Here is a 23870-nt window from a genome sequence, read left to right on the forward strand (position 1 = left end):
GCGAGCAGGGTGGGGGAGCAGCGGAGCCTGCGGAGCGAGCAGGGTGGCGCCGCGGTGTGGGATTCGGGGCAGGTCCCGCGGGCCAACTAGTATTGATTGGGTGTCTGCTGCCGAACGTGCGAATCGCAGTCGCCGCAACCCGCGGCGACGAAGCGCGCACGGCGAACGCACGAACCAGCGCATGCGTACCGTCCGTGAGACCTCGGCCGGCGGCCTGGTGGTCGACGGCCTCGACGGCCCCCGCGACGAGCAGTGCGCGGCACTGATCGGGCGCACCGACCGGCGGGGCCGGCTGCTGTGGTCGCTGCCGAAAGGACACATCGAGGCGGGGGAGACCGCCGAGCAGACGGCCATGCGTGAGGTGGCCGAGGAGACCGGCATCCAGGGCACGGTGCTGGCCGAACTGGGCAGCATCGACTACTGGTTCGTCACCGACGGCCGGCGCGTGCACAAGACGGTGCACCACTACCTGCTCAGGTTCCAGGGCGGCGAGCTCAGCGACGAGGACGTCGAGGTCACGGAGGTGGCGTGGGTGCCGCTGCTCGAACTCGGGTCGCGGTTGGCGTACGCCGACGAACGCCGGCTTGCCGAGGTCGCGGGGGCGCTGATCGACCGGATGGCTGACTCCCCGACACCGCGCCCCCTGCCCGGCCCGATCCCGCACGACAACCGCGGGTCCCGCGAGGTGACCACCACACGCCGGGGTCCGGTGCGCGGCGGCGGGTCCCGCGAGACGACCGGAAAGCACGGATGAGGACAGCCCTGCGTCGTTTCACCGCGACGACCCTGACCACACTGGCGCTGGCCGCCGCACCGCTCGGATTCACCGCACCGAGCATCGCCGCGCCCAGCAGCGGGAGCCCCACCCCGACCACACCGACGTCCGGCGCCCGGACCACCGGCGCGCAGGCGACGAGTACCGCGCCCGCCGCGGCCCGCGGGACCCAGCAGCAGTTCGTCTCGCTGTCCGTCGACTCGGTCGCGCCGAACGCCGTCACCACCTCCAGCGACCCGTTCGTGACGGTCGGGGGCACCGTCACCAATGTCGGCGACCGGCCGGTCGAGGACGTGCAGGTGCGCCTGCAACGGGCCCCGAAGGTCGCGGCGCCCGCGCAGTTGCGGACCGTGCTCACCTCCGACCAGGAGAACTTCGACACCGTCGGCGCGTTCGACTCGGTCGCCGAGAAGCTCGACGTCGGCAGGTCGGTCCCGTTCACCCTCACCCTGCCGCTGCGCTCGGCCACCGGGGCGTCCCTCGACATCACCGACCCGGGCGTCTACCCGCTGCTGGTGAACGTCAACGGCACCCCCGAGTACGGCGGCACGGCACGGCTCGACGACGCCCGCTTCCTGCTGCCGGTGCTCGGCCTGCCCCGCGACCCCAGCACCGAGGACCCCGACGCCGCACCGGTGCCGCCGTCGACCGCGGACCCGGTGGCCGTGACGCTGATGTGGCCGTTGGCCGACCGTCCGCGGCTGGCGGCGGGAATCCCAGGCTCCACCGACGAGCAGGTGCGGCTGGTCGACGACGGCCTGGCCGGCTCCCTCGCGGACGGCGGCCGACTCGAGCAGCTGCTCGCGGCGGCCGAGTTCGCCACCGGCGACGGCATCGACCGGGAGCACAAGCTGGCGCAGAGCATGTGCCTGGCCGTCGACCCCGACCTGTTGATCACGGTGAGCAACATGACCCGCGGCTACCTGGTGGTGGACGACCCGGCGGACCCGACCGGCGCCGCGCACAGCGGTACCGGGCAGGCGGCGGCCGCCGCGTGGCTGGACCGGCTCAAGGCGCTGGCCTCGCGGATGTGCACCACCGCCGTCCCGTTCGCCCAGGTCGACCTCACGGCGCTGCACCGCGTCGGCGACCCGACGCTGGTGGCGCGGGCGCTGGCCACCCCGGCGGACATCGTCGACGGCACCCTCGGGGTGACGTCGCTGCGCGGGCTGACCTGGCCGGACTCCGGGGTGCTCGACGCCGAGGCCGCGGCGTCCCTCAACGGCCTGGGTCCGACCGTGCTGCTGGCCGCCAACGCGGTCGCGGGCAAGAGTGCCCAGGCGAAGGTGCCGCTGAGCGGCGGGAACAACGGCGGCCCGCTGTACGCCGCGCTGTTCGACGTGCCCGCGGGCACCGCGCTCGCGGCCGTCGGCGCCACCCCCCAGACGCCCACCTACACGCCGGCGAGTGCGCGGTACGACCTGACCGGCGACTCCCGGACGGCCCGGCTGCAGGACGCGCTGGGCGCAGTCACCTGGCAGTCGCTGACGGCCCGTCCCGTCGAGGACCGGATGGCCAACCCGGACCCGCGGTCGCTGCTGCTGGTGCCCCCGCAGGAATGGTCCGTCGACGGCGACGAGGCCCGCGCGATGCTGTCCACGGTCTCGACGATGTTGCGCTCGGGCCTGGCCACTTCCCGGCCGCTGGCCGACGTGCTGGACCGCAACATGCCGACGCCTCCGCTCGACCTCGCCTACCCGGAACAGGCGGTCCGCGACGGCGCACCGACGTCGGTGCAGGACGGCGCGTCCGCGTCGGCCCCCGAGATCGAGGCGGTCACCGAAACGCTGGTCAACGACCCGCAGTCGGCCCTCACCCCGGTCCGGTTCACCGCGCCGCTGAACGAGGACCTGCTGCGGGCGATGAGCACCTCCGGACGCCGAGACCGGGACCGCGCCTCGGCGACGGTGGCGGCCGACCTGCGGATCGCCCAGGTCCGGCAGGCCCTGGACCGGATCTACGGCGCGGTGACCGTGCTGGCCCCGGGCGGCGCGTACACGCTGGCGTCGGAGCAGAGCCCGCTGCTGCTGGTGGCACGCAACGACCTGCCGGTGGGGATCACGGTCCAGCTGCACGTCTCGGCGCCACCCGAGATGACCGTCACCGACATCGGGGACCAGCAGCTGCCGGCCCGCGGGAGCCGGGCTCTGCAGGTGCCCGCGAAGGTCGAGGGGTCCGGGAAGATGATCGTGGACGTGGCCATGACCACCGTCAACGGCCGCGAGCTCGGCGAGCCGACCGCCGTTTCGATCCGCACGAATGCGTACGGCCGCGCGTTGGCCGTGATCACCGGCTGCGCGGGCGCACTACTGTTGCTTCTTGCGGGACGACGGCTGTGGCACCGGTTCCGGGGCCAGCCGGACCGAGCAGACGAAGGGTACGAACCGCGATGACGGGGAGCATGCAACGACCACCGGGTTCGCCGGGAGCGGAGCCGGCGGAGCGACCCCGTGGCACTGCAGCCGAGCCGGCGGAGCGACCCCGTGGCACTGCAGCGGAGCCGGCGCGACCCGGAGGTCCTGCGGCGCAGCGACCCGGGAAGGTCGCGCCCACACCGCCGGCCCCCTGGGAACGGACCCAGCCCGGACTGCCCCGGCACGAGGACGAGCCGCGGCGGCAGGCCCCCCAGCAGCACGCGCCCCGCCCCGCCCCGCCCCAGCAGTCACAGCAGTCACAGCAGTCACACGAGCCGTACCGGCCGCTCCACCAGTCCGACCAGCCGTACCGCCCGCAGCCCGCGCCACAGCGCGCCGCGCCGCAGCGCTACCAGCCCGGCGACCCCAATCTGACCGCGGCCACCCGGCCGGCCCGTCCGGTCCCGCCGGGACCGCGGCCGACGGACCCGCGCCCCGCGGACACCACCGCCCCGCCGCCCGTCGAACCGCCCGAGCCCGAGACGGCCGAGGACGACGAGTCCGGGAACTCGAACTCGTCACTGATGGCCGCGACCGGCTCGATCGCGGTGGCCACGATGGTCAGCCGGATCACCGGCTTCCTCAAGCAGGTGCTGCTGCTGACCACGCTGGGCGCCGTCACCGCCAGCGCGTTCACCGTCGCCAGCCAGCTGCCGAACATGATCTCCGAGCTGGTGCTCGGCGCGGTCCTGTCCGCGATCGTGGTCCCGGTGCTGGTCCGCGCCGAGAAGGAGGACGACGACGGGGGCGCCGCGTTCGTGCGCCGGCTGTTCACCATCGCCGGCCTGGTGCTCGGCGTGGCCGCGGTGGTCGCGGTGCTCAGCGCACCCCTGCTGGTGCGGCTGTTCCTGCCGTCGGACGGCAAGGTCGACCCGGTCCTGACCACCCAATTCGCCTACCTGCTGCTGCCGGCCATCCTGTTCTACGGCCTGTCCGCGCTGCTCACGGCGATCCTCAACACCCGGGGCGTGTTCAAGCCGGGCGCCTGGGCGCCGGTGCTCAACAACTGCGTCGTGCTGGTGGTGCTCGGCGTGTTCTGGATGATGTCGCGGGGGTCCGACGAGATCACCACCGCGCAGCTGCTGGTCCTCGGGATCGGCGTCACCCTCGGCGTGGTCACCCAGGCCGCCACCCTGCTGCCCGCGATCCGACGCCAGGGCATCAGCCTGAAGCCGCTGTGGGGGCTCGACGACCGGCTCAGGCTGTTCGCCGGCATGGGCGTCGCCATCGTGCTGTACGTGCTGATCAGCCAGGTCGGGTTCAGCATCGGCACCCGCATCGCCGCGAGCGTCGACGGGGCCGGGCCGGTCATCTACAACCAGGCCTGGATCCTGCTGCAGCTGCCGTACGGCATCATCGGCGTCACCGTCCTGACCGCGATCATGCCGCGACTGAGCCGCAACGCCGCCGCGGAGGACACCCCGGCCGTCGTCGACGACCTGTCCGTCGCCACCCGGCTGACCATGGTCTCGCTGGTGCCGGTGGTGGTGTTCCTGACCTTCGCCGGCCCGCAGGTCGGCCAGGCGCTGTTCGGCTACGGCAACTTCGGCGCGGCCGACGCCGAGCGCCTCGGGCACGCGGTCAGCTGGTCCGCCTTCACGCTGATCCCGTACGCGCTGGTCCTGATCCACCTGCGGGTCTTCTACGCCCGCGAGCAGGCCTGGACCCCCACCTGGATCATTCTCGGCATCACCGGCGTGAAGGTGGGGCTCTCGTTGCTGGCGCCGGTGGTGGCCTCCGACGACACCCAGGTGGTGAGCCTGCTCGGCGTCGCGAACGGTCTCGGTTTCACGGCGGGCGCGATCATCGGCGCCATCCTGCTGCGGCGGAGCCTCGGGTCGTTGCGGATGGCGAACGTCGGCAAGACCGCGTTCCTGGTCGTGGTCGCCTCGCTGGCCGGGTCGATCGCGATGCTCACCGCGGAGGAGCTGCTGGGCCTGGACGAGCTCGGCGACCGCTTCGGCGGCCCGGGCGCCTTCGTCCAGGTCGGGATCTGCGCGGTGCTCATGCTCGGCGTGACGTTCACCCTGCTGCGGTTCGCGGGCATCCCGGAGGTGGTCGCCGCCACGGTGGCGGTCACCCGTCTGGTGAACCGGGCGCGTGGCCGGTCGCCGCAACCGGTGGCCGTCGAGGACTTCACACCGATCCCCGACTACGACGCCGTCACCGTGTTGCTTCCCGCGATCGGCCGTACTCAGGTACTACTTAGGAAAGATCAGCAGCTCCCGTACCCTGGACCAGGGCCTGCGGGGGTGCCAATCACTGCGAGGGAGGGTTCCGGCCAGATGCGTGAAGGAGTGCGGGTGAGCGACGAAGACGTTGCCGGCGGCAAGACCGGTAGTTCGACGACGCACGCGTCCGATCCCGGATCGGCAACTCGCACAACCGAACCCACCGAGGCCTCGACCGCTGTCGCGGCACCCGGCAAGACCGGTGCCGACCCCGACAAGGGCGACGCGGGCAAGGGCGAGGCCCGGTCGGTGTCCCGGCCGGCGGCCCCGGTCCGCAAGGCCCCCGAGCGCGACCTCATGGTGGACACCGGCGTCATCCCGATCGGCTCGCCGCCGCTGCCCCCGATGCGCGTCGGCGCGGCGGACACCGCTCCCCGGCAGCCGCGCGGCCCGAAGCTGATCGCCGGCGCGTCCGTCGCCGGTGGCCGCTACCGGCTGCTGGCACCGCACGGCGGGTCCCGTGGCCTCAAGTTCTGGCAGGCCCACGACATCAAGCTCGACCGCGAGGTGGCGCTGACCTTCGTCGACGCCGAGCAGCGCGCCGGCACCGGCGCAGAGGTGGCCGAGGACCCGCAGGCCGTGCTCTCGCGCACCCTCCGGCTGGGCCGGATCAACTCGCCCGGCCTCGCCCGAGTCCTCGACGTGGTCCGCGGCAGCTCCGGCGGCATCGTGGTGGCCGAGTGGACCCCGGGCCGCTCCCTCAAGGAGATGTCCGAGACGACACCGTCCCCGATCGGCGCCGCCCGCGCCATTCGCGCGCTGGCGTCCGCGGCGGAGGCCGCACACCGCAGCGGCGGCGCGTTGTCGATCGACCACCCGGACCGGGTCCGGATCTCGGCGGCGGGCGACGCGGTCCTCGCGTTCCCGGCCACCCTCGCCGATGCGGACGCCCCGACCGACGTCCGCGGCCTCGGCGCCATGTTGTACGCGCTGATCACCGCGCGCTGGCCGCTCGGCGAGCCGGGTGCGCCCGCGGATGCACCCGCCGGGCCGGTCGGCGGGATGCCCCCTGCGGACCGCGGCTCCGACGGTGTGCCCGTCGAGCCTCGCGTGATCCGCCCGGAGGTGCCGTTCGAGATCTCCGCGGTGGCGATCCGCGCTCTCGAACAGGGCAGCGGCATCCGCACCGCCGCCACCGTGCAGCACGTGCTGGACCAGGCGTCGGTCGTCGACCAGAAGACGGACCTGATGCCGGCACTGCGGCTCGGCCAGCGCCCCGCGGGCGCGTCCGGGCACGCACTGAGCGATCCCGAGCAGGCGGCGGCGGAACGGCTCAAGAGCAACCGGATGGTGATGGCGCTGGCCGCCCTCGGCGTCCTGACCGTGATCGTGCTGGCATTCCTCGGCTGGTGGCTGGCGAATGCGCTGGCGGGCGGCGGTTCCAGCGAACCTCTCAACGAGCAGAACATCGGCCTGACCACCAGCGCCGCCGAGCCCGACGGGAACACCACCACCGCCGCCTCGGCGGCCCCGCCGGCGGCCGCGGTCCCGGTGAAACCGGCCGGTGCCACCGTCTACTCGCCGCAGGGCTCGCCGGACAACCCGAGCACCGCCGGGCTGGCGGTCGACGGCAACACGGCGACCAAGTGGAGCACCGACACCTACTTCCAGCAGTTCCCGTCCTTCAAGACCGGTGTGGGCCTCATGGTCGACCTCGCCGAGCCCACCGCGGTGCGGGACGTGTGGATCGACTCGCCGAGCGCCGGCACCACCGTCGAGATCCGGACGGCCCCCGGCGCCAACTCGGCCCTGGACCAGACCCAGCTGATCGGCACGGCGGTGCTCGGCAAGGGCGTCACCACCATCCCGGTCACCACGGACGGCAATGTCGGCCGGATCCTGGTGTGGGTGACCAAGCTGTCCGAGGACGGCGGGAAGGTCCAGTCGTCGATCTCCGAGGTCGGCTTCAACAAGACGCCGTAGCGCGGGGACCCACCCAGCGCGCCCTCCGGCGTCGATGTGGTCGAGTTTGAGGACTCGAGACGCGATGGTCGGTTAACATTCCGCGTGCGAATCAACAGGGGGATCGCCGCAGCGGGCATGTCTGACGCCCAGCTACTGGCAGCGCACGCGTCGGGGGACGCACGCGCATTTTCGGAACTGCTCGGCAGACACTACGACCATCTGTGGCAGACGGCCCGGCGGACGAGTTACACGCCGGAGGACGCCGCGGACGCGTTGCAGGAGGCGCTGCTCAACGCGCATCGGACGGCCGCGACCTTCCGGGCCGATGCCGCGGTGCGCAGCTGGCTGCACCGAATCGTGGTGAACGCCTGTCTGGACCGGATCCGGCGGAACAAGGCCCGGCCGACGGTGCCGCTGCCGGAGGACGACCAGCACGAACCCAGCCACCCACGCGACGCCATGACGGACCGCGAGACGTCCATGGCCATCGAGGATGCGCTGTTCACACTGTCGCCGGAGCAGCGGGCCGCGGTGGTCGCGGTCGACCTCGAGGGGTACTCGGTGGCCGAGGCTGCGGCGTTGCTCGGGATCCCGGAGGGCACCGTGAAGAGTCGGTGCGCGCGGGCCCGGCACCGGCTCGCCCAGGAGTTGAGTTATTTGCAGGCCGGACGGAACCAGATCGACGCCAACGAGGTCTAATCCCAGTAGCGGCGGTCGATCGGCGCGGCGGGTCACGGGCACGGGCGTCGGCGGTTTCGCTCACGTAGTTTCGAGTTCGAGTTTCGGTTCGTTCCAACTAAAAGGAGGTGTCATGGTCGCCCAGGGTGAGGATGCACTGCACCCCCCTTTCGACCCAGACCTGCTCGCCGATCTGCACGCCGGGGCGCTGCCGCCGGAGTTCGCGGATCGGCTTGGCGTGGCGTCCGCACAGGACCCGGAAGCCCAGCGCGTCCTCGCCGCGCTCGACTCCGTGCGCGGGCAGCTCGGCGCGCTGCGCAGCGCCGACGCGACGCCGCCACCCGCGCCGCCGGAGGTGGTCGCCCGGATCGAGGCCGCGCTGGCCGCCGAGGTCGCCGGCGCCGCAGCACCGGCCGCCGTCTCCGCCCTGGCCGGGCGGACCGAACGTCGACGCCGGCCCGTCCGACTGCTCGCCGCGGCCGCCGCCGTGGCGGTCGTCGCCGCCGGCGCCCTGTTCGCGCTGACCCGACCCGACGACGAGACCGGACCCGCGACGCCCGCCGTCGCCCTCGACTCGCCGACCCCGTCCGCCACGAGCGTGGACCTCGGGTCCGACCTGCAGCCCACGGTCGCGCTCGGGCTGCTCGGCCGTACCGACCTCGGCCCACTGTCGGCGCCGGGGGCCCGGGACGGATGCCTGCGAGCCAACGGCGTGGACCCGACCACCCCGCTGCTGGGTTCCGGTCCGGTCCGCCTGCGGGGTGTCCCCGGGCTGCTGATGCTCTTCCCGGGGGCACAGGTACCCCAGATCACCGCGCTGGTGGTCGGCTCGGGATGCACCGACTCCGACCCGGCGACGCTGGCCCGCGCCGACATCGGCTAGACGTCAAACGCCGAACGGGCGGTTACCGGGGCCGGCTCTCGGCCGATGCCCCGACAACCGCCCGTTCGGCGGAAGTTCACTCCGGTCCGGCCGCCAACAGCAGGATCTCGAGCACCTTGGCCCGCATCTGCGGGGTATCCACCTCGGGCGCGATCAGCGACAGGAACATCGCGGCGCCCGCGCCCAGCGCCAGCAGCGCGCCGGCCTCGAGCTGATCCTCGGCCCCGGACCCGTCGGCGGGCGGCAGCATGGCGGCGCTGGGCCCGCTGAAGTTCCGCCACACCGCCCCGCGCAGTTCTTGGTGGTCGCGCAGCGTGGCCAGGAGCGCCGGCACCGCCGCCCGGACCGCGGGGCTGCGGAACACCTCGGAACTACCCGTCGCCACCCAGCGGATCCAGCCGGCCCGGTCCGCACCCTCGAACGGCCGCAGGTCCGGCTCCAGGCCGAGGACGGCGTCGAGGACCAGGTGCGCCTTGGACTCCCACCGCCGCGCCATGGCGGCGCGGCTGACACCCGCCCGGGCCGCGAGCGCCCGCAGGCTGAGCTGGTCGTATCCCACCTCGACGAGCATGTCGCGGGCGGCGTCGAGCACGGCGGCGTCGATGCGGGGGTCACGGGGGCGGCCCGATCCGGTGGCGGTCATCGATCGAATTCTCTTCCATCGGGGGCCGTCGGGCTATACCGTGTCCTTTACGAGTCCAGTGGCATCGCAATGATCGCCCGACAGCAACGAGGACGCCTCCACGATGAACGCCGCACCCACCCCCGCCCGACGGATCTTCGAGCCCGCCCGGCTCGGCCCCCTGACCCTGCGCAACCGCATCGTCAAGGCCGCGACCTTCGAGGGCGTGATGCGGCGCGGCGTCGTCTCCGACGAACTCGTCGAGTTCCACCGCGCGGTGGCGGCCGGCGGCGCGGCGTTGACCACCGTCGCGTACTGCGCGGTGTCCGAGTCGGGCCGGGTGCACCGCGACACCCTCGTCCTGAACGAGGCCACCAGACCGGGACTCATCCGACTCACCGACGCCGTGCACGCGGAGGGCGCCCTGGCCGCGGCCCAGATCGGGCACGCCGGACTGGTCGCCAACACCCTCTCCAACGGCACCAAGACCCTGGCGCCGTCCACCCGGATCAGTCCTCCCGCAATGGGTTTGGTCCGCGGTGCATCGCTCGACCAGCTCGCCGAGGTGGCCACGGACTTCGAACACGCGGCGCGGGTCGCGGTCGACTCCGGGTTCGATGCGCTCGAGGTGCACCTGGGCCACAACTACCTGCTGAGCAGCTTCATGAGCCCGAACCTGAACAGGCGCCACGACCGGTACGGCGGCAGCGTGGCGGCCCGCTCCCGCTTCCCGCGCGAGGTGCTCAAGCGGGTTCGCGCCGCGGCGGGGGACTCCGTCGCGGTCACCGTCAAGTTCAACATGGCCGACGGCGTCCCCAAGGGACTCTGGCTGGACCAGAGCCTGCAGATCGCCAGGCTGATCGAGTCCGACGGGCACGTCGACGCCATGCAGCTCACCGGCGGCAGCTCCCTGCTCAACGGCATGTACTTCTTCCGCGGCGAGGTCCCGATGGCGGAATTCATTGCGTCGCAACCAAAACTGGTGGGAGTGGGGCTGCGTTTCTACGGCCCGCACCTTTTTCCCACCTACCCCTTCGAGGAGGCCTTCTTCCGGCCGTTCGCGCGCCAGTTCCGCGAGGCGCTGTCGATGCCGCTGATCATGCTCGGCGGGATCAACCGGGTCGAGACCATCGAGACCGCACTGGGGGAGGGCTTCGAGTTCGTCGGCATGGCCCGCGCGCTGCTTCGGGATCCCAACCTGGTCAACAAGTTTCGAGACGACGAGGCTACCGAGGGCAACTGCGTGCACTGCAACAAGTGCATGCCGACCATCTACACCGGCACCCGGTGCGTGGTCCGCGAGGCCCTCGCCGCCCTCCCCGACCCAACGCTGGGCCACGCCGGCTGAGTCGAGCCTCCCGGCCAATTTTCCCAACAACCTGTTGGCACCCTTGCCATCCCCGTCGGAGCTGACGGTGCCGCTCCCCAAGGAGTCGACATGTGTGATGGCGCGGTGCCGTCGCTCGGCGGTTACCACCGTGACGGTGTCCCCCGACTACGATGTCCTCGACCGCTGCGCCCGCGTCGTCACGACGACCGACGGGCGCAGGACCGACACATGAGGCGTCGCCCACCCGACGCACCGGCGAGGGGAGGTGCGGTGCCGCGGATCAGCGCGCCCACGGTGGCGCAGCACCGCGCCGCACAGCGGCGCGCCCTCCTCGACGCCGCCCGCGAGGTGCTCACCGAGGGCGCCACCGACATCCCGGGGTTCGCCGAGGTCGCGGCCCGCGCGGGCCTGGCGCGGTCGAGCATGTACCAGTACTTCAAGTCCCGGCGGGACCTCCTCGACGCACTGGTCGAGGACTCCTTCCCGCGCTGGTCCGATCGGGTCGAACGGGAGATGGACGCGGCCGGGGCACCGGACCGCCGGGTCCTCGCCTACGTCCGCGCGAACCTGGACCTGGTCGCCGAGGGGGAACACGCCATCGCCTCGTCGATCGCCGCCATCGCGCCGACCGAGAAGATGACCGAGACCAGCGCGCTGCTGCACCGCAAGCTGGTGACCCCGCTGGTGACGGCGCTCACCGAGCTCGGCGCCACCGACCCGGCCGCCACCGCCGAGCTCATCAACGCCGTCGTGCACGCCGCGACCCGGCAGGTCGAGGCCGGTGGTGACCCCGTCGCGGTTCAGGCCCGGGCCGCGGAACTGATCGAGCCGTACCTCACCTTCGCCGCCACATCCAGGGCCACCGGGAACATCAACCCTTAGTCTGTTGTTGAGCCAGGCAACGTTCACAACCCGGAAGGCCCCATGACTAACCCGACCTCGGTACGAGACCTCATCATCGTCGGATCCGGACCCTCCGGATACACCGCCGGCGTCTACGCCGCCCGTGCGGAGCTGGCACCCCTGCTCTTCGAGGGCACCCAGTTCGGCGGCGCCCTGATGACCACCACCGAGGTGGAGAACTTCCCCGGCTTCCGCGAGGGCATCATGGGCCCGGACCTCATGGACGAGATGCGCGAGCAGGCCAAGCGCTTCGGCGCCGAGATCCGCACCGAGGACGTCGAGGAGATCGACCTGTCCAGCGGCGTCAAGCGCATCGTCGCGAACGGCGAGACCTACTACGCGCACGCCGTCATCCTGGCGATGGGCGCGGCGGCCCGCTACCTCGGCATCCCCGGCGAGGAGACCCTGCTCGGCCGCGGCGTCAGCGCCTGCGCCACCTGCGACGGCTTCTTCTTCAAGGACCAGGACATCGCCGTGATCGGCGGCGGCGACTCCGCGATGGAGGAGGCCACCTTCCTCACCCGCTTCGCCCGCTCGGTCACGCTGGTGCACCGCCGCGAGGAGTTCCGCGCCTCGCGGATCATGCTCGAGCGCGCCAAGGCGAACGAGAAGATCCGCTTCCTGACCAACGCCGAGCCGGTCGAGGTCCTCGGCGAGACCAGCGTCACCGGCCTGGTGCTCCGCGACACCGTCACCGGCGAGCAGTCCACCCTGCCGATCACCGGCATGTTCGTCGCGATCGGCCACGACCCGCGCAGCGAGCTGGTCAAGGGCCAGGTCGACATCGACGACGAGGGCTACGTGCGGGTGCAGTCCCCGACCACGCAGACCTCCATCGAGGGTGTCTTCGCGGCCGGCGACCTGGTCGACCACACCTACCGTCAGGCCATCACCGCCGCCGGCACCGGCTGCTCCGCCGCGATCGACGCGGAGCGCTGGCTGGCCGAGAAGGGCGACATCACCGCCAACACGCTCGCGGCGGCCGACCGCCCCGTCGGCGCCGAGGTCTGACCACCACCCGCCTCGCGGACCCCACCCCGCCACCTGAGGAGACAACCATGTCGAACACGATCACCATCACCGACGACTCCTTCAAGCAGGACGTCCTCGACTCCGACAAGCCCGTACTCGTCGACTTCTGGGCGACCTGGTGCGGCCCGTGCAAGATGGTCGCGCCGGTGCTCGAGGAGATCGCCGGCGAGCACGGCGACAAGCTCACCGTCGCCAAGCTCGACATCGATGCCAACCCGGCCGCCGCCCGCGACTTCCAGGTCATGTCGATCCCGACGATGATCCTGTTCCAGGGCGGCAAGCCGGTGAAGCAGATTGTCGGCGCCAAGGGCAAGGCTGCCCTGCTCAAGGACCTTTCCGACATCCTGTAACCGACGCCGCAGCCCCCGAGATTGCCGAATCCTCGGGGGTTTCTGCGACAATCGACGCGTGTGCGACGCCCCGCCGCGACGTGCCAGGACCACGAGAGGACCGGAAAGTATGCAGCGTCTCTGTCACGGCGATCACGGTCCCGCCGTAGCCGAGGTCCGCAGCACCCTTTCCAGCCTGGGGTTCCTGCACAACGGCATGTCGACGGCGCCCCGGGACGCGGTCAACGGCTCCCAGTGGGTGGCCCCGGACGCCGTGTTCGACCACCACCTCGACAGCGCCGTGCGCGCGTTCCAGCAGCAACGCGGCCTCCTGGTCGACGGCGTGGTCGGTGCGGCAACGTACCGCGGGCTCAAGGAGGCGTCGTACCGCCTCGGCGCCCGCACCCTGATCTACCAGCTGTCCGCACCGCTGTACGGCGACGACGTCGCGACGCTGCAGAACCGGCTGCAGGACCTCGGCTTCTACTCGGCGCGGGCGGACGGCCACTTCGGGCCGAAGACCCACGAGGGCCTGTCCTCGTTCCAGCGTGAGATCGGCATCGCCTCCGACGGCATCTGCGGACCCCAGACGCTGCGCTCGCTCGAACTGCTCGGCACCCGCGTCACCGGCGGCTCGCCGCACGCGATCACCGAGGAGGAGTCGGTCCGTCGGTCCGGCCCGCAGCTCAGCGGCAAGCGGATCGTGATCGACCCGGACCTCGGCGGCGAGGCGACCGGAGCGGTGCTCCAGACGCCCAACGGCCCGATCACCGAGGCGGAGATCCTGTGGGACCTCGCCAGTCGGCTCGAGGGCCGGATGGCCGCGACGGGCATGGAGACGTTCCTGTCCCGGCCGCACAACGCGAACCCGTCGGTCACGTCCCGGGCCGAGATCTCCAACACGTTCGACGCGGACCTGATGATCTCGCTGCGCTGCGCCAGCAGCGCGAGCCCCCACGCGAACGGCGTCGCCAGCTTCCACTTCGGGAACTCGCACGGTGCCACCTCGCGGATCGGGCAGGTGCTGTCCAGCTTCATCCAGCGCGAAATCGTCGCTCGCGCACCACTTCAGGACTGCCGCACGCACGGGCGGTCGTGGGATCTGTTGCGGCTGACCAACATGCCGACCGTTCAGGTCGACATCGGTTATCTCACAAACGAATCCGACGTCAATGTGCTCGTGAACCCCCGAAACCGGGACATCATCGCCGAGGCGATCCTGATCGCGGTCAAGCGGCTGTACCTGCTCGGACAGGACGACCAGCCGACCGGGACGTTCACGTTCGCGGAGCTGCTCGCCGAGGAACTGGCGAAGTCCGACCCGGCCTAGTCCGAGCCCGTCGGCGACGGGCGGCGGGTCTCAGTGCGCGCCGACCGTCGACTTCTGTTCGATGTCGACGACCGCCAGCGAGGCCGTCATCAGCAGCCGCTCGAGCGCCGACTCCACGTCCGCCTTCCAGCCGTGGTCGCGATTGAGCTCGAGCCGCAACCGCGGGTAACGATGGTGCGCCGCAACCACTTCGAAGCCCATGTCGATCAGGAAACTGGCGTCGATCATGCAGTCGGCGGGCGCACAGTCAGGCCCCGGACGTCGGCCGACGCGGGCCTCGTCCTCGTCCCGGACGATCCCGAATGCCTCGAGCGCCCGCACCCCGCGGTGCACCAGATCGCCCACGACGGCCTGCATCAGGCTCGGGCCCACCCCGTCCAGCTCCGCGGCCGGTTCGAGCCGCAGCGTGGTCAGCAGGACCGCGTCCGCACTGACGGGGGAGGTGGGGAAGAGCTTCGCCCGTGGCACGTCGCCGGGCGGGGAGTAGAGCGCGCAGCCGGCGGGCCGTCCGTCGAGGGTGGCGACCTGACCGCAGGACCCCCACTCCAGCATCACCATCGAGAGCCAGGCTTCCTTCTCGAACTCGGGGTCCGAGAAGCTCCGGGAGCTCTGCACCGCAGCCGGGTCCATTTCCCAGAAGACACAACGGCGGGAGTGCCGGGGAAGCTGGTCGAGTCCGTCGAGCGTGAGCGGGCTGATGCGCATCGACACCGGTGAACCAGCCTCCAACACCCGACAGCGGGCATCGGACGCCCGCGGGACACATTATTCTTCCTCCAGAATAGGCGATCGGCGGGCCGACGGCCGGACCAGATCGGACAGCCCTCGAATCATCTTGGTGGGAAAGATGATTCGATCACCCAACCCCGCGGACGACTCGGCCGACCCGTCGTGGTGTCACAGTGACGGATCGGCCGAGGGTGGTCGGGTGCCGGGAACCCGGCGCTACGAGCCGCCCTGGTGTTCCATCATCTCGACGATCCGCTGCAGGTCGTCCACCGAGCCGAACTCGACGACGATCTTGCCCTTGCGCTTGCCGAGGCTCACCGTGACGCGGGTGTCGAACGCCCCGGACAGCCGGTCCGCGACGTCCTGGAGGCCCGGCATCTGAATCGGCTTGCGCTTCACCGGGGGAGTGAGCGTGGCGGCATCCTCACGGTTGGCCAGCGTCACCGCCTCCTCGGTGGCACGCACCGACATGCCCTCGGCGACGATCCGCGCGGCCAGCAGTTCCTGTGCCTCGGCGCCCGCCTCGAGCGAGAGCAGGGCCCGGGCGTGGCCGGCGGAGAGCACGCCCGCCGCGACCCGCCGCTGCACCGGGATCGGCAGCCGGAGGAGCCGGATCATGTTGGTCACCACGGGCCGCGAACGCCCGATCCGGGCGGCCAGCTCCTCGTGGGTGACGTTGAACTCCTCGAGCAGCTGCTGGTACGCCGCCGCCTCCTCGAGCGGGTTCAGCTGCACCCGGTGGATGTTCTCGAGCAGTGCGTCGCGCAACATCGAGCCGTCGTTCGTCTCGCGGACGATCGCCGGGATGGTCTCGAGCCCGGCCTGCTGGCTGGCCCGCCACCGTCGCTCACCCATCACCAGCTGGTAGCGGTCGTCTGCGACGCGGCGCACGACGATCGGCTGCATCAGGCCGAACTCGCGGATCGAGAAGACCAGTTCGGCGAGCGCCTCCTCGTCGAACACCTGGCGCGGCTGCTTCGGGTTCGGCTCGATCTGCGCGGCCGGGATCTCCCGGTAGATGGCGCCGACGGGGGAGAGGTCGGGTGCCGACTCCCCGTCGGACGCCGGGGCGGCCTTCGCCGTCTTCGTGGTCTTCGCCGCCGCCGTCTTGGCGGTGGCAGCCTTGGTCGCCGGGGCCTTCGGCGCCGCACCGTCGACCGGAGCGGGTGCCGGTGCCTTGCCGGTCTTGGTCGCCGCGTCCGCCGGGGCGGGCGCGTTGCCGATGATCACGTCGGCGGCGGCGCTGCCGAGCCGCGGTCCGGCCTCGGGGCCGGTCGGGATCAGTGCCGCGAGGCCGCGTCCCAGGCCACCCTTGCTTCTCGTGCTCACTACGTCTCCTGCGCGTTCATCGTGGCGGTGCGGGCTGCGAGTTCGCGGCCGGCGTCGAGGTAACTCATGGCACCGCGTGAGCCCGGGTCGTAGTCGAGGACGGTCATCCCGTATCCGGGCGCCTCCGAGACCTTCACGCTGCGGGGGATCACGGCGCGCAGCACCCGGTCACCGAAGTGCTTGCGCACCTCCTCGGCGACCTGGTCGGCCAGCTTGGTCCGGCCGTCGTACATGGTCAGCAGGACCGTCGAGACATGCAGGTCGGGGTTGAGGTGGGACTGGACCAGCTCGATGTTGCGCAGCAGCTGCCCGACGCCCTCGAGTGCGTAGTACTCGCACTGGATGGGGATCAGCACCTCCTGCGCGGCGACCATCGCGTTGACCGTGAGCAGACCCAGCGACGGCGGGCAGTCGATGAGGATGAAGTCGACGTCGACGCCGGCGAGGGCGGCGGGGGCGAGGGCGGTCTTGAGCCGGCCCTCACGGGCGACCATGGAAACCAGCTCGATCTCGGCGCCGGCCAGGTCGATGGTCGCGGGGATGCAGTACAGCCGGTCACTGTGCGGGCTCTGCTGGATCGCCTCGGCTGCCGTGACTTCGCCTATGAGCAGCTCGTAGCTCGAGGGGGTACCCGAGTGATGGGGGACGCCCAGCGCGGTGCTGGCGTTGCCCTGAGGGTCCAAATCGACCACCAGGACGGTCAGGCCGAGGACCGCGAGCGAGGACGCGAGGTTCACCGCGGTGGTCGTCTTGCCGACGCCGCCCTTCTGGTTCGCGATGGTGAGGACGCGGCGGCGGTTCGGCCTGGGCATCGACACCCCGTGCGGGTGCAGGACCTGACTCGCCCGCTGCGCGGCCGCACCGATCGGTGTCTCCTCCAGCGAGATGCCCGAATACGCGGACGCCGGATAGGGGTTCACACCATCGCCGTTGGTGGGTTTCGAAGGGTCGTGTCCGGTTTCACGTGAAACCGCGGGTCCACCCGACATGTGTTGCTCCTTCACAGATCTTGCTCGATCACCACGGCGTGAATTCATCGGTTCGACGGGTCCATTATCGGCGATGACCTCGCCGGGGGACGCGTTCCGCGCGAACCACGATCGTCGGTGTCGGCAGAATCGCGGCGCCGCACTCGACGATCTCCAACTTGCCGGCCCCCAGGCGAGTCAGGGAAGCCTGATCGCGGGAGATCTCTTCCGCCGCACTCGATCCCTTCATCGCCAGCATCCGGCCGCCCTCGTGCACCAGCGGGATGGACCAGCGGGCAAGCTTCTCCAGCGGCGCGACGGCCCGGGAGGTCACGACGTCGGCGCCACCGGCCTCGTGCAGGACGCCGGGCTGTTCCGCGCGCCCGCGGACCACGCGGACATCGAGACCGACCTCTTCGATGAACTCGGCCAGGTACACCGAGCGCCGCAGCAGCGGCTCGACCAACGTGATCCGGAGGTCCGGGCGGGCGATCGCGAGCGGGATGCCGGGCAGGCCGGCCCCGCTGCCCACGTCGACGACGGACTCGCCCTCGGCGATCAGCTCACCGATCACGGCGCAGTTGAGCAGGTGCCGGTCCCAGAGTCGGGGGACCTCACGCGGTCCGATCAGGCCCCGCTCCACACCCGCCGTGGCGAGCGAGTCGCGGTACTTCACCGCGAGGTCGAGGCGGTCCCCAAAGACGGTCTGAGCGGCCTCGGGCATGTCGTCGGACTCGATGTGTTCCACGTGAAACATCTTCCCGTGACGCCGATACATTCCACAAACCAGACGCGCGGAATATTCGGATCCCGATGAATCCGGACCCTGCGGGGTCCGATCAACCTGACCGAACCGCCGCGTTCCCGGCCATCACCGACCCGGGGGAGGGAGTCGCGGGCCGGGTCGGTTCGGCCGGGAGCCGGATGGCAGGGGGCGTCGGGCGGTGGGGGAGGGGAGGGGCTGGCCGACTCGCAGAGGTGTCGTCCCGTGCGAGCGGACACCGGCCGCGACCGCCGGTTCGTTGCCGGGCCTCTAGCCGACGCCGGCACCCCGGTCGACACGCAACCGCCGTTGCGGAAACCCGTGCGGCGGCGGTCGCCGGCGCGGCTCCGCCAGTGGGGCCTTGCGGGTGGGCCTTGCGGGTGGGCCTTGCGGGTGGGCCTTGCGTGCACGCGGGTTTCCAACGCCGAGTCGGTACGGCCGCCGGCCCACCACTGCCGCAGGCTCGGTGCTGCGCGCGCGGCCGGGATGCTGCCGCCGAAGCGCACGGCCGCCAGCCAGTCACCGATGCCGGCAGGCCCGGCCAGCCGGGGGCCGCCCACCCACGAGGCGCCGGCGCGGGATCGGGGCGGAGGCAGGTGAGGTGCCGCACGCGGGCGCTCCCACATCGGACGCCGAGGCCCTTGGAGGAGCGCACGCCGAGCGGTGCACGACTGCGACGCCTCTCGAACACGAAGTCCACAGCACGCACGAAGTCCACAGCACGAAGGCCCGCGAGGGTTCGGAGCCGCCGGAGCACAAGTGGCGTCACACGCGGGTCGAGCATCAGTGCGGCCGCGACAACGCGAGCCACCACGTCCGCCCGCCCCCGGCCAACGCGCGGCACCCCGCCGAAATGGGATGGGCCGGACCCGCACCCACTCATCCAATGCCGTCCGTCGTCGCGAACGGACCCGACTCGGAGGCCGGGCGCCGGCCCGAGAGACGACCCGCCCGCGGGATGGATCCAGTCCCGCCGATGGCACAGTCCCGCCGATGGCGCAGCCGCGCCGCCCCGTCGGGGGGAGCGTCCACCCTGCCGGTTCACCGCGGCCGGGCCGGCCGCGAAGGTCGGACGACCGGTCGCCCGATCGCGGCCGGAGGAGCATCCCGCGGGCGTCGGGCACCGAACCTGAGATCCGCCTGCCCGTGCGCCACGGCGTGGACGAGCGCTGCAAGCTCGCCGGATCAGCAGCAGGCGGGACTACGCCCAGCAGTTCGTCGCTGCCGGCGGCCGGACTGAGCGAGTCCGAGCGACCCACCTCACGGATGGGTGCCTCACCGCGCCAGGGGCTTCCACCGGCGCGAGATGAAGGCGTGACGACGCCGGGCGGCGCGTGGTGCACCCGCGTGTGGGCGCGACCCCCGCGGGTCGTGTTTCACGTGGAACCGGCCCGGCAGCATCGCCCGGCAAGGGCGGGGAACACAGTGCCGATTGGGCCGCTCCGACAGCGGTCGCCGTTGTCGACGGATCCGTACGCGCCGCGGCCTGGGCCAGGTGCTGCCCCGGGCTTCCTCGCGCCGGTCGATACCAGGGAGCCGGTGCGCGTCGATCCCGTTTTCTGAAGCCGGCGCCGACCAGGGCACGACCCGACGGCCGCCGAGGAAGGCGCCGCGAGGACGCCCAGGCGGGTGCCGGGCGGTTCCCGCGGAGGGCCGGCTGCAGTGTGCGCGACCAACCCCCGGCTTCCCGCCCGACGCAATGCCCACGACGACAGGCGGGGTGCGGACGGCTGGCCCGGGAACCCGATGCGCCTGGCGTCGATGCCGGCGACGACCACTCCTCGCATGCGCCCCGCCGCCGCTGCCGGGCTTCGGGCTCGCCCCGATCACTCGAATGGGACTCCACCCGGACGGGCTGCCGCGGATTCGACACCTCTCCCTCGTCTGGCCGACGGGGACCCACCGGCTTCGGAGCGGCGACTGTGCCGGGACGGTCGGCAAGCTCCCTCGGCAGCGGGCGCCCGTGGTGGGGGAGGGGAGTGGCACGCCGGTCCGGCGGGCTCGGCTCAGCCGACGTGTCCCACGATCGGGACCGGGGAGTGCGACGAGCGCCCCATGTCGTGGGCGTCGGCCCGGCCGGTCGCGATGTCACCGCCGGCGCGGACACGTGAAACAACACCCGTGAAGGCTCGGTGTCCCGCGCCAGGTCGACGGCACGGCCTCGGGCAGCGCCCCGAATCCGCGGGTGTCTCAGGCGGGGCCCGGACGCCGACCCCGAGCACCGAACATTTCAGGGCCCGCGTCGTGGGTCGCCCCGAGCACGTCCCTCAGATCGCGTGCAGCGGACATGCCTCGGCGTGGGCCCGCCGCACGCCCGTTGCAGCATCGGTTCCGCTCAGGTCCACCAAAGATGACCAAGCCAACCCCTGTGGCGTCGCCCGTCTGGCCGTCAGCAGCCGTAGCCCACGCACCACCCGCCAGACGTCCACCCGACTGACCGAATGCGACATTCGTTCACTTGAACCGAACGAATGTCGCATTCGGTCACACGGCGGGGGCGATCCGCACGGAGCCGATTCACGTGAAACATCACATCGACAGCCACCATGCCTCACCACAGACAGCGGTCTCGATGCATGGCACGCGGGTGCCGGCCGACTCCCGTGGTCGCGGGTTCGACAGAGGGTCGCGAACGCTTCGACCGCCTGGTGGCACCCGAAGTAGGTGCTTCACGTGAAACATGCCGCAGAACCGTCCATCAATCAGGGTTCCGACCTCCTCGACCGGTCAGAGCCGAACCCCGTGGGTGCCCGGACCCGCCGACGGACCTCGACCGAATCACGCGCGCCGGCCGCGGCAGTTCCGGCCAACCGCACGGGCCTCGAATGCAATCGGAGCGGGCCGGCACACCGTCGTGCACACCCCGGACGGCGAGGCGCATTCGAGTGCGACACCTCCGGGAGGGCGGCGCGAGGATCCGCTTGCCCTCAGGCCTCCCGACTCGTCACCGGAGAACAGGCCGCCGCCAACCCGGTGGCGTCGATGCCATCAGCTCCGTGCACCACGAATCCGGGACACCGCGCTTGCCGCCCCGCGATGCGGGCGACCAACCCAACGACCGCGGACGGCGTGCGGGGCTCGGCATTCCGAGATCGACTGGAACCCGACACCCGGCAGACGGCCGACGCCGGGGCAGTCCGCCGACGCTCGCGGAGGGCGTGCGGAGCCCGGCATCCCGAGATCGACTGGAACCCGGCAGACGGCCGACGCCGGGGCGGCCCGCCGACGCTCACCGGGCGGACGGATCGCACGGCAGACGGCGACACCCCTACGCGAACCCGGGGGAACGGCATCGCCTCACCCCCGCGCGATCCACCCCCGCGGGATCCCACCCCGGTGCGTCGTTCGGACCGGGGGTCACCGCCCCGACAGGACCGACGGCACCCGGGTTCCACGTGAAACAGCTCAGCCATGAGACGGGGAGCGAACCCGGGGAGCCGGAACAAATTCGGCGCCAAAGCGGAATTTCGACGGCGGATTTCATGCACCCCGCCACCCCCGGGAGTTTCGTCACGGTGACGGGTGACGAAATGGGGCCGACGCGAGCGAGTAGGCCCATCGGTGTCCGGAGTCCCGCCGACAGTGCGGCCGGGGTCCGCCTCCCAGCGGCGCCCGGATCCCGGAACCTACGCGGGGTACGGCGGCGGTGCCACGGCAGTCGGATCTGGGCGCACGACTCGACCGTCACGCCGCGGGCGGCCGTGCTCGAACGCCGGGCACGACCGGGGTGGCGCGCGATGCGCGTCCGACGCAATCTGCATCCGGATGGCCGGCCACGGCGAGGTGTGTACCAATCGGCGACCGGCGCCGTGACCCGTCGGTGGGTCAGGTCGGGTCGCCGGGGTCCGGTCGACGGCGGGGGAGGGGAGTGGCACGCCGGTCCGGTGAGCTGAGGGCGCCCAGCCGGAACGGTGGGGCGGACCTGGAAACGAGAAGGCCCCCAACCGAAAGGTTGGGGGCCTTCTCACGACTCCGCACGGAAGGTGCGGCACTCGGGTCAGTCCTTCAGGACCACCACGCGGCGCGACGGCTCCGCGCCCTCGCTCTCGCTGGAGACGCCGTCGATCTTCGCGACCGCGTCGTGCACGATCTTGCGCTCGAACGGCGTCATCGGGGTGAGCGACTCCGGCTCGCCGGACTCGAGCACCCGCTTCGCCGCGGCCACGCCGATCTCGGTGAGCTCTGCACGCCGACCCGCGCGCCAGCCGGCCACGTCGAGCATCAGCCGACTGCGCTCGCCGGTCGCCTGCTGCACCGCCAGCCGGGTCAGTTCCTGGAGCGCGTCGAGCACCTCGCCCTTGCGGCCGACGAGCTTCGCGAGGTCCTCGCCGCCGTCGATGCTGACGACCGCGCGGTCGCCCTCGACATCGAGGTCGATGTCGCCGTCGAAGTCCAGCACGTCGAGCAACTGCTCGAGGTAGTCGCCGGCGATCTCGCCCTCTTCGATCAGCGCGTCCTCGGGATCCAAGTCGTCAGCCTCGGTCTCACCAGACACATCCGCCACATCCGCCACGACCTCGTCGTCTCCGTCCCGCGCGGTTACCGGATCATTCGCCATCGTCGTTCCCTTTTCTCGAGTCAGCGCCGCTTGTTGCGCTTGGAAGTCTTTCCTCGGTTCGCGGCCGGCCGGGCACCGGGCTTCGGCGCCTTGGCCTGCACGTCCGGCTCGTCGCCACCCGCCTCGACCTCGGCGGCGGGGGAGGAGTCGCTCGACGTCGAGGCGGCCTTGCGCTTCTTCGTCATGTCCGGACGCACCCCCGGCTTGGGGGCGTTGTCCGAGCGGCGCTCGATGGCGGCCAGCCTCTTCTCCTCTTCCTCCGCGTCGATGCGACGGAACACGAGGTGCTGCTGCGCATAGGTCCAGATGTTGTTCGACACCCAGTACAGCAGGATGGCGATCATCAGGAACGGGCCACCGACGAGCACACCCAGCGGGAACACGTACAGCGCGAGCTTGTTCATGATCGCGGACTGCGGGTTCGCGGCGGCGGCCTCGCTCTGCCGGGCCACCGAGGCGCGCGAGTTGAAGTGCGTGGCGATGGACGCGATGATCATCAGCGGGACCGCGACGGCCGCGATGCTCCAGACGCTCGGGATCGGCACGCCGTAGGCCTCGAGCTGCGCCGGCGGGGTGGTCATGGCCGCGGAGATCGGGGCACCGAACAGGCGGGCATCCAGGAAGGACTGGACGTCGGCCGCGCTGAAGAAGTAGTTCGGGGTGTTCGCGTTCTCCTCGATCGACATGCCGAGCTGGCCGAAGCCCTCACCGGTCCGGTTGAAGGACCGCAGCACGTGGAACAGGCCGATGAACACGGGCGCCTGCAGCAGCACCGGAAGGCAACCCATGATCGGGTTGAAGCCGTGCTCCTTCTGGAGCTTCTGCATCTCCAGCGCCATTCGCTGGCGGTCCTTGCTGTACTTCTTCTGCAGCGCCTTGATCTGCGGCTGCAGTTCCTGCATCTGCCGGGTGGTACGCACCTGCTTGACGAACGGCTTGTACAGGATCGCACGCAGCGTGAACACCAGGAACATCACCGACAGGGCCCAAGTGATGCCGCTGTTGGGCCCCAGGAACGGGATGGCGCCGAAGATCTTGTGCCAGACCCAGAGGATCCCAGACACCGGATAATAAATGACGTCGAGCACGGC

Annotated in this window: 17 protein-coding genes; 10 read left to right on the plus strand and 7 right to left on the minus strand. The window is 71.5% G+C overall.

Going from position 1 to position 23870, the window contains the following annotated elements; genetic code table 11:
• Window positions 1-43: 43 nt before the first annotated feature.
• From RT2_RS19760 to RT2_RS19780, 5 genes are all read left to right on the plus strand, one after another.
• Complete coding sequence (locus RT2_RS19760) at window positions 44-754, plus strand: NUDIX hydrolase (RefSeq protein WP_245709546.1); 711 nt, start codon at window positions 44-46, stop codon at window positions 752-754.
• A complete protein-coding gene (locus RT2_RS19765; RefSeq protein ID WP_072846514.1) occupies window positions 751-3168 on the plus strand; it encodes a glycoprotein in 2418 nt (805 codons plus the stop codon). The genes RT2_RS19760 and RT2_RS19765 overlap by 4 nt, the downstream gene beginning before the upstream one ends.
• Window positions 3169-3176: 8 nt before the next feature.
• On the plus strand, window positions 3177-7343 hold the full coding sequence (gene murJ, locus RT2_RS19770) for a murein biosynthesis integral membrane protein MurJ (protein WP_083577505.1): 4167 nt from the start codon (window positions 3177-3179) through the stop codon (window positions 7341-7343).
• An 84-nt stretch (window positions 7344-7427) separates the two neighbouring features.
• Window positions 7428-8024, plus strand: coding sequence for an RNA polymerase sigma factor SigM (gene sigM, locus RT2_RS19775; RefSeq protein ID WP_255312556.1), 597 nt, complete (start codon window positions 7428-7430; stop codon window positions 8022-8024).
• A 112-nt stretch (window positions 8025-8136) separates the two neighbouring features.
• A complete protein-coding gene (locus RT2_RS19780; protein WP_072846515.1) occupies window positions 8137-8886 on the plus strand; it encodes an RsmA family anti-sigma factor in 750 nt (249 codons plus the stop codon).
• 76 nt (window positions 8887-8962) lie between these two features.
• Here RT2_RS19780 and RT2_RS19785 read toward each other — a convergent pair whose 3' ends face one another.
• The gene (locus tag RT2_RS19785; RefSeq protein ID WP_072846516.1) at window positions 8963-9529 is read right to left on the minus strand and encodes a helix-turn-helix domain-containing protein; all 567 of its coding nucleotides are present in this window, start codon (window positions 9527-9529) and stop codon (window positions 8963-8965) included.
• A 103-nt stretch (window positions 9530-9632) separates the two neighbouring features.
• On the opposite strand from RT2_RS19785, the gene RT2_RS19790 reads away from it, so the two are divergent.
• The 5 genes from RT2_RS19790 to RT2_RS19810 all read left to right on the plus strand — a co-directional run bounded on the left by RT2_RS19790 (window position 9633) and on the right by RT2_RS19810 (window position 14432).
• Window positions 9633-10856, plus strand: a complete 1224-nt coding sequence (locus RT2_RS19790; protein ID WP_072846517.1) for an oxidoreductase — start codon at window positions 9633-9635, stop codon at window positions 10854-10856.
• A gap of 252 nt (window positions 10857-11108) precedes the next feature.
• A complete protein-coding gene (locus RT2_RS19795) occupies window positions 11109-11720 on the plus strand; it encodes a TetR/AcrR family transcriptional regulator (protein WP_072846518.1) in 612 nt (203 codons plus the stop codon).
• Window positions 11721-11762: 42 nt separating this feature from the next.
• Window positions 11763-12752 (plus strand): thioredoxin-disulfide reductase, encoded by a 990-nt coding sequence (gene trxB, locus RT2_RS19800; protein WP_072846519.1) that lies wholly within the window; start codon window positions 11763-11765, stop codon window positions 12750-12752.
• A 47-nt stretch (window positions 12753-12799) separates the two neighbouring features.
• Window positions 12800-13123, plus strand: coding sequence for a thioredoxin (gene trxA, locus RT2_RS19805; RefSeq protein ID WP_072846520.1), 324 nt, complete (start codon window positions 12800-12802; stop codon window positions 13121-13123).
• A gap of 109 nt (window positions 13124-13232) precedes the next feature.
• On the plus strand, window positions 13233-14432 hold the full coding sequence (locus tag RT2_RS19810) for an N-acetylmuramoyl-L-alanine amidase (protein WP_072846521.1): 1200 nt from the start codon (window positions 13233-13235) through the stop codon (window positions 14430-14432).
• A gap of 30 nt (window positions 14433-14462) precedes the next feature.
• Here RT2_RS19810 and RT2_RS19815 read toward each other — a convergent pair whose 3' ends face one another.
• From RT2_RS19815 to yidC, 6 genes are all read right to left on the minus strand, one after another.
• On the minus strand, window positions 14463-15143 hold the full coding sequence (locus RT2_RS19815) for a hypothetical protein (RefSeq protein ID WP_072846522.1): 681 nt from the start codon (window positions 15141-15143) through the stop codon (window positions 14463-14465).
• A 234-nt stretch (window positions 15144-15377) separates the two neighbouring features.
• Window positions 15378-16490: a ParB/RepB/Spo0J family partition protein gene (locus tag RT2_RS19820; protein WP_072846523.1), complete on the minus strand. Its 1113-nt coding sequence runs from the start codon at window positions 16488-16490 to the stop codon at window positions 15378-15380.
• On the minus strand, window positions 16490-17479 hold the full coding sequence (locus RT2_RS19825; protein ID WP_072846524.1) for a ParA family protein: 990 nt from the start codon (window positions 17477-17479) through the stop codon (window positions 16490-16492). Before RT2_RS19825 ends, RT2_RS19820 begins: the two co-directional genes overlap by 1 nt.
• Window positions 17480-17543: 64 nt before the next feature.
• Entirely contained in the window at window positions 17544-18215 is a 672-nt protein-coding gene (gene rsmG / locus RT2_RS19830; RefSeq protein WP_072846544.1) for a 16S rRNA (guanine(527)-N(7))-methyltransferase RsmG, read from the minus strand.
• Window positions 18216-22218: 4003 nt separating this feature from the next.
• The gene (locus RT2_RS19835) at window positions 22219-22779 is read right to left on the minus strand and encodes a Jag family protein (protein WP_072846525.1); all 561 of its coding nucleotides are present in this window, start codon (window positions 22777-22779) and stop codon (window positions 22219-22221) included.
• A gap of 20 nt (window positions 22780-22799) precedes the next feature.
• Window positions 22800-23867 (minus strand): membrane protein insertase YidC, encoded by a 1068-nt coding sequence (gene yidC / locus RT2_RS19840; protein WP_072846526.1) that lies wholly within the window; start codon window positions 23865-23867, stop codon window positions 22800-22802.
• Window positions 23868-23870: the final 3 nt, after the last annotated feature.

The sequence above is a fragment of the Rhodococcus tukisamuensis NBRC 100609 genome (assembly GCF_001894985.1).
GTDB classification, from domain to species: domain Bacteria; phylum Actinomycetota; class Actinomycetes; order Mycobacteriales; family Mycobacteriaceae; genus Rhodococcus_G; species Rhodococcus_G tukisamuensis.

Coding starts and splice junctions, on each gene's coding strand:
- RT2_RS19765 (WP_072846514.1), top strand. CDS start 751: ATGAGGACAGCCCTGCGTCGTTTCACCGCGACGACCCTGACCACACTG.
- murJ (WP_083577505.1), top strand. CDS start 3,177: ATGCAACGACCACCGGGTTCGCCGGGAGCGGAGCCGGCGGAGCGACCC.
- RT2_RS19780 (WP_072846515.1), top strand. CDS start 8,137: ATGGTCGCCCAGGGTGAGGATGCACTGCACCCCCCTTTCGACCCAGAC.
- RT2_RS19785 (WP_072846516.1), bottom strand. CDS start 9,529: ATGACCGCCACCGGATCGGGCCGCCCCCGTGACCCCCGCATCGACGCC.
- RT2_RS19790 (WP_072846517.1), top strand. CDS start 9,633: ATGAACGCCGCACCCACCCCCGCCCGACGGATCTTCGAGCCCGCCCGG.
- trxB (WP_072846519.1), top strand. CDS start 11,763: ATGACTAACCCGACCTCGGTACGAGACCTCATCATCGTCGGATCCGGA.
- trxA (WP_072846520.1), top strand. CDS start 12,800: ATGTCGAACACGATCACCATCACCGACGACTCCTTCAAGCAGGACGTC.
- RT2_RS19810 (WP_072846521.1), top strand. CDS start 13,233: ATGCAGCGTCTCTGTCACGGCGATCACGGTCCCGCCGTAGCCGAGGTC.
- RT2_RS19825 (WP_072846524.1), bottom strand. CDS start 17,479: ATGTCGGGTGGACCCGCGGTTTCACGTGAAACCGGACACGACCCTTCG.
- rsmG (WP_072846544.1), bottom strand. CDS start 18,215: ATGTTTCACGTGGAACACATCGAGTCCGACGACATGCCCGAGGCCGCT.
- RT2_RS19835 (WP_072846525.1), bottom strand. CDS start 22,779: ATGGCGAATGATCCGGTAACCGCGCGGGACGGAGACGACGAGGTCGTG.